Origin of the sequence: Castellaniella sp. (assembly GCF_034007085.1) — a bacterium.
In the GTDB taxonomy this organism is placed as follows: domain Bacteria; phylum Pseudomonadota; class Gammaproteobacteria; order Burkholderiales; family Burkholderiaceae_B; genus Castellaniella.
In genome coordinates this window covers 1-8933 of the sequence record NZ_JAVERO010000089.1, presented here as the reverse complement: position 1 = coordinate 8933, position 8933 = coordinate 1, and the positions used below count along the sequence as shown (strand labels likewise).

9 protein-coding genes are annotated in these 8933 nt (G+C 66.3%); all 9 read right to left on the bottom strand.

Features of this window, described 5'->3' with window-relative positions; genetic code table 11:
• On the bottom strand, window positions 1-617 hold a 617-nt coding region (locus RBR29_RS08465; RefSeq protein WP_320348587.1), incomplete at its 3' end, for a type II secretion system F family protein.
• 31 nt (window positions 618-648) lie between these two features.
• The gene (locus tag RBR29_RS08460; protein WP_320348585.1) at window positions 649-1494 is read right to left on the bottom strand and encodes a type II secretion system F family protein; all 846 of its coding nucleotides are present in this window, start codon (window positions 1492-1494) and stop codon (window positions 649-651) included.
• Complete coding sequence (locus RBR29_RS08455) at window positions 1482-3269, bottom strand: ATPase, T2SS/T4P/T4SS family (RefSeq protein WP_320348583.1); 1788 nt, start codon at window positions 3267-3269, stop codon at window positions 1482-1484. Before RBR29_RS08455 ends, RBR29_RS08460 begins: the two co-directional genes overlap by 13 nt.
• Window positions 3266-4636, bottom strand: a complete 1371-nt coding sequence (locus RBR29_RS08450; protein WP_320348582.1) for a pilus assembly protein N-terminal domain-containing protein — start codon at window positions 4634-4636, stop codon at window positions 3266-3268. The genes RBR29_RS08455 and RBR29_RS08450 overlap by 4 nt, the downstream gene beginning before the upstream one ends.
• A gap of 53 nt (window positions 4637-4689) precedes the next feature.
• Window positions 4690-5772, bottom strand: a complete 1083-nt coding sequence (gene cpaB, locus RBR29_RS08445) for a Flp pilus assembly protein CpaB (RefSeq protein WP_320348581.1) — start codon at window positions 5770-5772, stop codon at window positions 4690-4692.
• Entirely contained in the window at window positions 5769-6488 is a 720-nt protein-coding gene (locus RBR29_RS08440) for a hypothetical protein (protein WP_320348580.1), read from the bottom strand. The genes cpaB and RBR29_RS08440 overlap by 4 nt, the downstream gene beginning before the upstream one ends.
• Entirely contained in the window at window positions 6485-7204 is a 720-nt protein-coding gene (locus tag RBR29_RS08435) for a hypothetical protein (protein WP_320348579.1), read from the bottom strand. The genes RBR29_RS08440 and RBR29_RS08435 overlap by 4 nt, the downstream gene beginning before the upstream one ends.
• A gap of 1 nt (window position 7205) precedes the next feature.
• A complete protein-coding gene (locus RBR29_RS08430) occupies window positions 7206-8516 on the bottom strand; it encodes a hypothetical protein (RefSeq protein WP_320348578.1) in 1311 nt (436 codons plus the stop codon).
• Window position 8517: 1 nt separating this feature from the next.
• A complete protein-coding gene (locus tag RBR29_RS08425) occupies window positions 8518-8748 on the bottom strand; it encodes a hypothetical protein (protein ID WP_320348589.1) in 231 nt (76 codons plus the stop codon).
• Between the last annotated feature and the right edge of the window lie 185 nt (window positions 8749-8933).

Genomic DNA, 8933 nt, shown 5'->3' with positions numbered 1-8933 from the left:
TGGTCCGCCCAGTGCTGCAACCAGCGCGGCCGTTCCATGCCAGTGCGTTCCAGTGCGATCGCCGCCCGCAGACTCTGGCGCAGCGGACCTGCCGGAGCATGATCCGCCACCTGCTGCAGCGCAGCCGGCAGACTCAGGCCAGCCTCGACACACAAGGTCAGCAAGTCCATCATGAAAGGCAGTTCGCGCACCATCCGTGCCTGCCTGACGGCAGCGCGGCGGCGCAGCATCTGATCGGGCCAGACAAATCCCAGAACCGCGCCCACCAGCGCCGCCAGTATGCCGATCCGGATCGACGCAGTCCCCAGCAGAGCCCCCACCCCGGCCAGCAGGGCACCGCAGCCAGCAGCCAGCACACAGGCCGCCAGCCAGTGCTCTGCTCGCCAATGCGCGGCCAGGCCGGCGCGCGGCCCCCAGCGCCGCAGTTCCCGCCGCATGCGCCAGGTCACGAAGGGCCCGCACCAGGGCGCCAGCGCCAGTATCCAGGGCCACCAGAACACAGCGGTGCGGATCTGACCATCATCCCGCGCCGCCGCAGCCCAGGGACCACCCAGCGTCCAGATGCCCAGCCACACCGCCACGGCGGCCAGACACAGGCCGACCCAGAACCACGTCATGCCGTCTCTCCTGCATTCATGCCGAACCACCTCAGATCTCGATCGCCACCACCCGGCGAATCCAGAAAATGCCCACGATTTCCAGCACCAGAATCGCCACCAGAACGAGCCAGCCATACCAGGTCTGCCACAACAACGCCATGGCTTCGGGTTCCAGGCGGCTCAACACCAGGGCCAATACCGCTGGCAGACCGGCCATGATGCGGCTCTGCATTCGGCCCTGGGCCGTCATCGCCTCGACCCGGCCCAACCAGTGTTGCCGCGCCCTCAGCGTCTGGGCAATACGTTCAAGCGTATCGGCCAGTCCGCCGCCCGTACGGGCGGCGATACCCAGCGCCGACACCACCAGGCCACAGGATTCGGTTGGCATCCGGACACGCAGCTGTTCCAGGGCGTCCTGAAAGTTCAAGCCCAGGCGCTGTTCACGCAGCAACAGACCAAATTCCTGGGACAAGGGCGGGCTGGCCTGTGCCACCAAATGCCGCAAGGCAGGCTGGACCCCGGCGCCGGCACGCAGCGCGCCGGCCAGCGCCTGCAGCAGATCGGGCAGCTGGGCATCGAAGCGCTGCGCACGGCGACGCCGTACATGGCGCAGAATCAAGGGGGGCGCGCACAGCAGGCCGATCAACACGGGCAGCACGCCCCACCAGCGCCCCGCCAGCCAGGCCACTCCCAGCATCAGCACCAGGCCCAGCCCCGCAACGACCGGTCGCAACTGGGCCATATCCAGAAACAGGAAAGACGCATCCAGCGTGCGACGGGTGTCATCCCGCAGGCGCTCTTCGTAGCGCATCCAGGCACGCTCCACCTGGCCCAGCAGCCACCAGACAGCCAGCGCGATACTGACCACCAGCAGCGTAAACATCAGGATCGACATGACATGCTCTCTGGGCCGGTTGCCACGTCCAGCGCCGCCCGTCCCTGAACGACTGTGCGGCCGGAAAACAGTTCGATATCCAGTGCCGCCGCATCCCCGAAACCGTCGGGCAGCAGGCCACAACCAGCAAACACGGCAGGTGGTCCTGCCTGTCCCCGGAACAAGTCCTGCAACTGTATGCGGCCGCTTTCCTGACCGGTCACCTGGACAATCGCACTGACCAGACGCCGGCCATCGGCGGCGCGCATCAACTGCACGATGAAATCGACGCTGGCGGCAATATGTTCGCGGATCGCAGCCAGCGGCAGATCCATGCCCGCCATGAGAATCATGGTCTCCAGCCGGCCCAGCGCATCGCGGGGGCTGTTCGCATGCAGCGTGGTCAGCGACCCCTCGTGTCCGGTGTTCATGGCCGCCAGCATGTCGAAGGCTTCTCCGCCCCGGCATTCCCCGACCACGATCCTGTCCGGACGCATGCGCAACGCATTGCGCACCAGGTCACGGATCTCGATCCGGCCCCGCCCTTCCGCATTGGGCGGGCGAGCTTCCAGACTGACCAGATGGGCATGATTCAGACGCAACTCTGCCGCATCCTCGATCGTGATGATGCGCTCACCGGCCGGAATGGCATTGGACAGCACATTGAGCAGGCTGGTCTTGCCCGACCCCGTACCGCCTGAAACGATGAGATTCTTGCGATGGCGCACGCAATGCGTCAGAAACCGTGCCATGGCCTCGTCCAGCGCGCCGACCGCCAGCAGATCAGCCATGTCCAGCCGCCGGACAGGGAATTTGCGGATCGTCAGGCTGGCCCCCCGCAAGGCAATGGGTGCAATCACGGCATTGACCCGGGAGCCATCACGCAAGCGCGCATCGACCATGGGCGCACTTTCATCGATCCGCCGTCCCAGCGGCGCCACGATCCGATCAATGATGCCCAGCACAGCCTGCTCGCTGCTGAAACGGGCGGCAGTACGTATCAACCGCCCACCCCGCTCGACGAAGATCTCATCGTAGCGATTGACCATGATTTCGGTGACGCCAGGATCAGCCAGCAACGGTTCGAGCGGCCCCAGGCCCACGGCCTCGTCCACCAATTCCTGGACCAGCGCTTCACGGTCCAACGCCGGCGGAAAAGTTTCGTCCGCCTCGATCAGACCTGCCAGCACGGCGGCCGCCTCGGCCCGCAACGCACTATCGCTCATGCTGCCGATATCGCGGCGCCGCAACTGCAGGGCAGCGATCAGTTCATTGTGCAATCGCCGCCGATGGGCCTGTCCGCCAGGCCCGTCCTCGGGGCGGAGCGGATTTTCTGCTTTGTCGGAATGCGTGCCATCCGTCACAGCATCTGGATCAGCAGGATCCGGCAGGCCGGCACATGGGGATTCGTCTGAAGAGTCCGCGACTGCCACACTGTCATCCCACGACCTGGCGTTTACCGCCCCCGACTGTGCAGACACGGGCGGCGGTGCCGATGCTTGCCCTGCCGGCAGGACATGGAACAGGCAGGGCCCGACGACCACCTCGTCATGCGCCAGAAGAGGACCATATGCGGCAATCCGTTCCCCATTGACGGTGGTGCCGAACAAAGACCCCAGGTCCTCGATCCAGATTTCGTCCTGGCGCCGCAGCAGGCGGGCATGCTGCCGCCCCACTCGCCAGGCACGCAATGCCAGCCCGCACCCTGCATCACGGCCAATCAACAGGGGCAAGGCATGCTGTTCTCGCAGGCGGCGGCCATCCTCGAAATGCAGATCAAGTTCGATTGAATTCATGATGCCTCTCTGGACGCCCATTCAGCGCCGACGGCCGGCCCTTGCCACTGGGAACCGGGGCCACCCGCGCGCGGATTCCAGCCTGGCCGGGATTCCCGCCCTGGGGCGGCGGACACGGGGCGAACGGGCGCCAGCAGCGTAGGCTCGGCCGGAAATGTCTGTTCCAGAATCGTGTCCGCCCGCCGGACACGCAAGCGCAGATCGGGATGATCCGCCGTGACCAATTGAGGGGTCACCAGAATGGCCAGTTCCGTTTCGTTTCTCTGGAAGCGCGTGGAACGGAACAGTGCCCCCAGGATCGGCAAATCCCCCAATCCCGGCAGGCGATCCACGTTGCGGGCCGTATCCCGGGAAAGAAAACCGGCCAGCACCAGGGTCTGTCCGGAACGCACATTGAATTCGGTGGCCGTGCGCCGGGTCTTCAAAGAAGGGCCACCCGGAACAGACAGCGACGGATCGATGGCGCTGACCTCGACTTCGAGGCGCGAGCGCACGGCGCCGCTGCGTTCGATGGACGGAGTAATGCGCAACGACACCCCATAGGGCTTGAAAGCTGTCTGGGTATTGCCATTGCCGTCCACCGTGCTGTAGGGAACTTCGCCCCCTGCCAGGAATTCAGCGGTCGCGCCGCTGCGGGCCAGCAGCTGCGGCTGAGCCAGCACCACCGCCTGTCCGGTCCGGGCCAGCAGGTCGATGCGGGCTGACAGCAGCGCATTGACGCCAAAATAACCTGCTGCCCGGGGCGCGGGAAATGCCAAGGGCAGCACCGTTTCACCGGGACGGTCCGCATGACGCCGAGAGCCTCCATCCCAACCCAGGCCGGCGGTCACGCCTCCGGTACTCTGGCCTTCCCAGCGCAAACCGACCTCGCGCAGCAGCGAACGAGGCACCTCGACCACACGCACGTCCAGCAGCACCATCTGATCCCAGCCGACCGTGCCGGTGAAATCCAGAAGCTGCGGATAGCGGCGCCCCAGTTCAGCCAGGCGCTGGCGGTCGCTGTCGGACAGTTCGTCACCTTCGACCAGCAGTTTGTCGCCCAGGGATGTCACCCGAATGCCCGGAATGCGTTCCAGCAGGCCACGCAATTCGTCCTGCAACTGGCGGGCGCCTTCGGGTGCGACTTCGACCGCATAGCGATAGGCCTGGCCATCCGCCGTCCAGGCATGCAAGGTGCTGAAACCCGGCTTGCGCGCAAACACGATGACTTCCCGGTCATCAGTACTGACGGCATTCAGAATCTTGCCATCGCCCACAGCCACGCGCGCAACGCCGGGGATGCCCAGCACCCGGACCTCGCCCGCCTGAAGCGCCAGCGGGGTCTCGGCAACGGTCGTCGTCGTGTTCCCCAGGGCGGGCGACATCATGCCCCAGATCAGACATCCTGCTGGAAACAGGCCCCGGAAAAAGCACAGACGCCTCATGGCTGTGCCCCTGCATCGAGCCAGCCTGGCCCCTCGATCATTGCCGGGTCATGCGTCTCGTCTTCCAGGTATTGCGTACCGTCCACCAAGACGGAACCGCCAGTCTGCGCAAATGGAAGATCGACCGACATGACTGGAGAAGATTCGGCGACCAGCGCCGTTGGCGCCACCTGCCCAGCCAGGGCATGCATCCAGGCACTGGCCAGCGCCTGCCCTTCGGGCAAGTCGAACCAACCATTGCCTGGCCGTGCGGCCTGCCCTTCGGGACGAGCCCAGGCAGGCAAGGCGCGGGCGCCCGCTGTCCCATACAGAATCACGGCGCGCCGGGCCGGGGCGCGTGGTGGGTCGCCCACCCCCAGCAAAGTCGCCAGATCGCCCCGAGCGGCCCGGCGATCCGCTCGGGCATCTCCGGGATGACGCAGAATCGCAGTCAGTGTCCCTGCCTGTCGGGCAGCGACCAGTTTCACCACATCCTCGGGCGCCGCATCGAGGGTCACTGTGGAATACATGGCATCCTCGGTTTCTGGGCCGCTGGCCCGGGTCTCGCGCCCGGTTGCCAGCACCAGCACGCCCTGAAGCAATGGCGCCGTCAAGCGCTTGCGCCGATGCTCGAACGATACATACAGGTCGATCAGATCGCCGGGCTGCAACAGGCCGGACAAAGAATTGAGCTGATCCACTGGCAAGGTGATGGCGCGCCGACCAGGCGCCAGATGTTCGGAAAAAGCCGGCTGAGGGCGCACGGTGTGCGCAGGAAGCAGCGCATCGCCCGCCCGCACGGCAGTGCTCAGGATCCGCCCTTCGAGTTCACCAAGGCGGGCCAGGGGCAAGGTGTCGCTACCCACCCAGCGAACGGGAAAGCCACGGACAGCCAGATCGTCCGGCGTCAGCCGGGTCCCGGCGGCAAGATCCCTTGCAGCCACGATGCGCTCGACCATGTCCAGGCGGGCACGGTCTTCGATCTGCCGCTCGCGTTCGCGCACATGCAAGGCCAGGATACTGGCCGCCAGCAGACCAGCCCCCAGGGCCAGCGCCCCCAGGACGGCAGATCGAGGAATGCGTGGAAACGGAATCATCATGGAGTCTCCTTCGAGCGATGCCAGAGCGTCAGAACCACAGCGTCAGCCCGTGGGTGCAGATGAACCGTCAGGCGGGAGCCATCCGGCTGCATCCATTCACCGGCCACTGGCGCTGCCACGTCCTTTGCAAGCCCGGATACACCCAGCGGCCGCCAGCGCTGATCCCACAGTGCGCGCCGCACAGCAGCAGCCACACGGGGATACGAGCCCGGACAAAGGTAGCTGGCCAACACGCCGGGGCCGCCTGCCAAACGACTGGAAGCCCGCAACACAGGACGCGCGCCAGCGGGGGCCAGTGTCCCTGGGTCGAAGCCGCGTGTACGTCGTTCGGCCGGCTCCAGGCTGGACAGCAGACCGATCGTGCCCGAGGTGCCGTCATTGGCTGGCCGCAGTTGCGCCAGCCAATGCCGCCCTTCGTGCAGGCCCGACAAGGACAGCATGACGCCGGAAAACTGCAGTCGGTCGAGCCGGGATTTCCCGGCATGCGTCAGCCGCTGGGCCGCATCCAGCGGTGCCATCGGCGCACGGAAACGCCACAGCTGCACATGAGCGCCCGGCAGTTCAAAACGCTGGGGCGGCACCCAGCCCCATTCCGCAAGGGCCTCGGAACGTGCCGGATCCCAGGTGCCGGAAACGGCGCAGGCCGAACCTGCACACAGCATCAGCGCCGCCACCATGGCCGCAGGCGCGCACACGCCGGACAAGCATGGATTCATGGCTGGCTCCAGATTCGCAGATGCGGACGCGGCACACTGCCCGTCCAGGAACTGAGCCAATCCCAATCGGGCAAAGCGCGGCCCCAGGCACTGTCCACCGCCCGCAGACGGCCCAGCACCGCCTGGCCTGCGTTCCGGGACGTCTGTGCAGCCGTGCCCCAAGCATGCGGACTGCCCGCGAGGATCGATTGGGCATCGCCATCACCAGCCGCCGCACCATCACCAACCAGAATCGCGGTATGGCGGCGCAGATCGAGTCCCAGCCGATCGAAATCGAACAAAGCCCCCGACACGGATGACAACCCGGCGGTCTTAGCCTGGGCTTCGGCGCGCCAGACGTTCCGATCCCCCAGCCGAAATTCCCGGCGCAGATCCGCCGCCTCGGCCACTGAATCGCCAATCGACCCAGTGGCGGCCGCCATCAGCGGATGGACATCCAGGCCTGATTCGCCCTCCAGGAGACTCTGGCCCTGCCGGGTGTGCCAGCGATGGCCGGGCGCATCCAGGTAACCATCCCCGCCTGGCACCAGGGCTTGCAACGGCAGGCCCTGGTGTGCATGGGCGAAGGCTGCGCGGCGGCTGGCGTGGGCCAGTTGCAGGGCGGAGTCCTGCAAGCGCCCGAGCCAGGCCACACCCAGCCACAGACTGCCAAGAACGAGCAGTACTGCCAGGGATTCGGCCAGCGCCTGGCCGGCCTGCTGCATCGGCATGGACATGTCAATCTCCTGCCACATCCGACAGCCCGGCGGCCAGACGCGCATGCCAATAGGGATGAAACAGGTTGGGCGTTTCATCCAGGCCGTCTGGACGGCGCCCGGGACGAGAAAACAAGGTTTCCGCTGCGCTGCGGGCGTGGATCAGCCTGCCCGATGCATCCGGAAGTTCCATATGGACGACAAAACCCGACACAGCGTCCTGCCCCGCCCCGGCGGCAACATCCAGATAGTTCCCGAGGCCGCGCGACATCCAGTCCTGACGGTCGCGCAGCGCATAGGAATTGGCCAGCGGATTGTCCCGGCCACCGACCAGATCCCATGGTGTCGCCGCCTGCACCCAGCGCCAGAAATCCTGATCTGAAAAATCTTCTGGTGGCGTATCGACATGGTCGGCATCCATTGCTTGGCCGGGCCGGGCCGGCATCCAGGCCCAGCCCATGGCGTATTCGCGGTAGTAACAGCCGATCCAGCGGTTCGAGCGCACCGCGTGGAAAGACTGCGTATCCCCTGCTCGCCAGCGACCGGAGTCATCCAATGCGGTATCACCGCGCCGCCGCAATTCATGCCGCAAATGCGGGCAGCGACCGCTGACGGGCCAGGGATTGCGCGCCGTCTGATTCCGAGGGCCAAGAAAGGGGTACAGGCCTGCCAGATGGCGTGTCCAGTCAAACAGGGACGCATCCGGCGCATGGCGGCGCAGCAGGCCAGGCCAGGCATCATCCAGCACCACAGGATGCAGTTCGCCAGGCAGACGTTCTGGATAGTGAGCGGTCAATACAGCCCGCATGGCTGCCTGACGAGCCTGGGGCAGATCCCGGACCAGGGCATGGGACAGGTCCGCCGAAAGATCATGCACGAAGCGTTCGTGCGCCGCATAGGCGCGCCCCAGAGCCCCATCGGCCCGCGCCTGGGCTTCCAGCCCGACGGCCGAGGCGGCCGCCAGGTAGGCGCGGCCATGATCGGCACCGAACATCATCCCGATCAGGTGAGCCGGCGGATTACCCTGGGCCAGGCGCCGTGATTCCATGCCGGCGTAGTGCGCCCAACTGCCCAGCGTGACTAGATGCGCCATGGCCACCTGGTGCGCCATCCGGGCGCGATTCAGATAGGCCAGAAAATTCAGGGTGCGCGCCTGAACCAGGGCGCCACTGTAGGCTGCGGCATCCAGGCCATGAACCAGCCGTGTCTTGGCCGCCAGAACCTGGCCGACACCGAAATACCGCATCCAGGCCAGGCCCAGCGCAGCCGCCAGCAGCATACCCAGCACCAGCACCTGCCCCTGCTGGCTGGGGAAAGAACGACCAGCGACCATGTCACTGCCCCGCAGCGGCATTGCCAGTGAAAGATTTCAGCGATTTGGCGGCCGCCTGCGCGGCGGCGGATTCGGCTGCCGACTGAGCCATGCGGGACTGTTCGGAGCCATCCTCGCCAGCGATTTCCCGTGCCATGGCCGCCGTCTGGGCACGAATCACCTGGCCGAACAGTTGGTAGACCGCAATCGCGGCCACAGCCACCAGGGCGACGACGATCACGTATTCGACCATGGCCTGCCCGCGCTGCGCGGCAGGCCGATTGGCCCGATCAGGCCTGGCCGTCAATAATGCGGGCACATCCGTGACGCCTGGCCGGCGCGGCGCACGCACGGGGCCTGCGAACGGCGCGCCAGGCAGCACACGGCGAGCACGACGAAAAGATGGGTGAACGCGGCGCGACAGGCGAAGAAAGGCGG

What these genes read in the sequence shown, in the direction of transcription:
- RBR29_RS08460 (WP_320348585.1), bottom strand. Translation starts at nt 1,494, where the DNA reads ATGTCGATCCTGATGTTTACGCTGCTGGTGGTCAGTATCGCGCTGGCT.
- RBR29_RS08455 (WP_320348583.1), bottom strand. Translation starts at nt 3,269, where the DNA reads ATGAATTCAATCGAACTTGATCTGCATTTCGAGGATGGCCGCCGCCTG.
- RBR29_RS08450 (WP_320348582.1), bottom strand. Translation starts at nt 4,636, where the DNA reads ATGATGTCGCCCGCCCTGGGGAACACGACGACGACCGTTGCCGAGACC.
- cpaB (WP_320348581.1), bottom strand. Translation starts at nt 5,772, where the DNA reads ATGATGATTCCGTTTCCACGCATTCCTCGATCTGCCGTCCTGGGGGCG.
- RBR29_RS08440 (WP_320348580.1), bottom strand. Translation starts at nt 6,488, where the DNA reads ATGAATCCATGCTTGTCCGGCGTGTGCGCGCCTGCGGCCATGGTGGCG.
- RBR29_RS08435 (WP_320348579.1), bottom strand. Translation starts at nt 7,204, where the DNA reads ATGTCCATGCCGATGCAGCAGGCCGGCCAGGCGCTGGCCGAATCCCTG.
- RBR29_RS08430 (WP_320348578.1), bottom strand. Translation starts at nt 8,516, where the DNA reads ATGGTCGCTGGTCGTTCTTTCCCCAGCCAGCAGGGGCAGGTGCTGGTG.
- RBR29_RS08425 (WP_320348589.1), bottom strand. Translation starts at nt 8,748, where the DNA reads ATGGTCGAATACGTGATCGTCGTCGCCCTGGTGGCTGTGGCCGCGATT.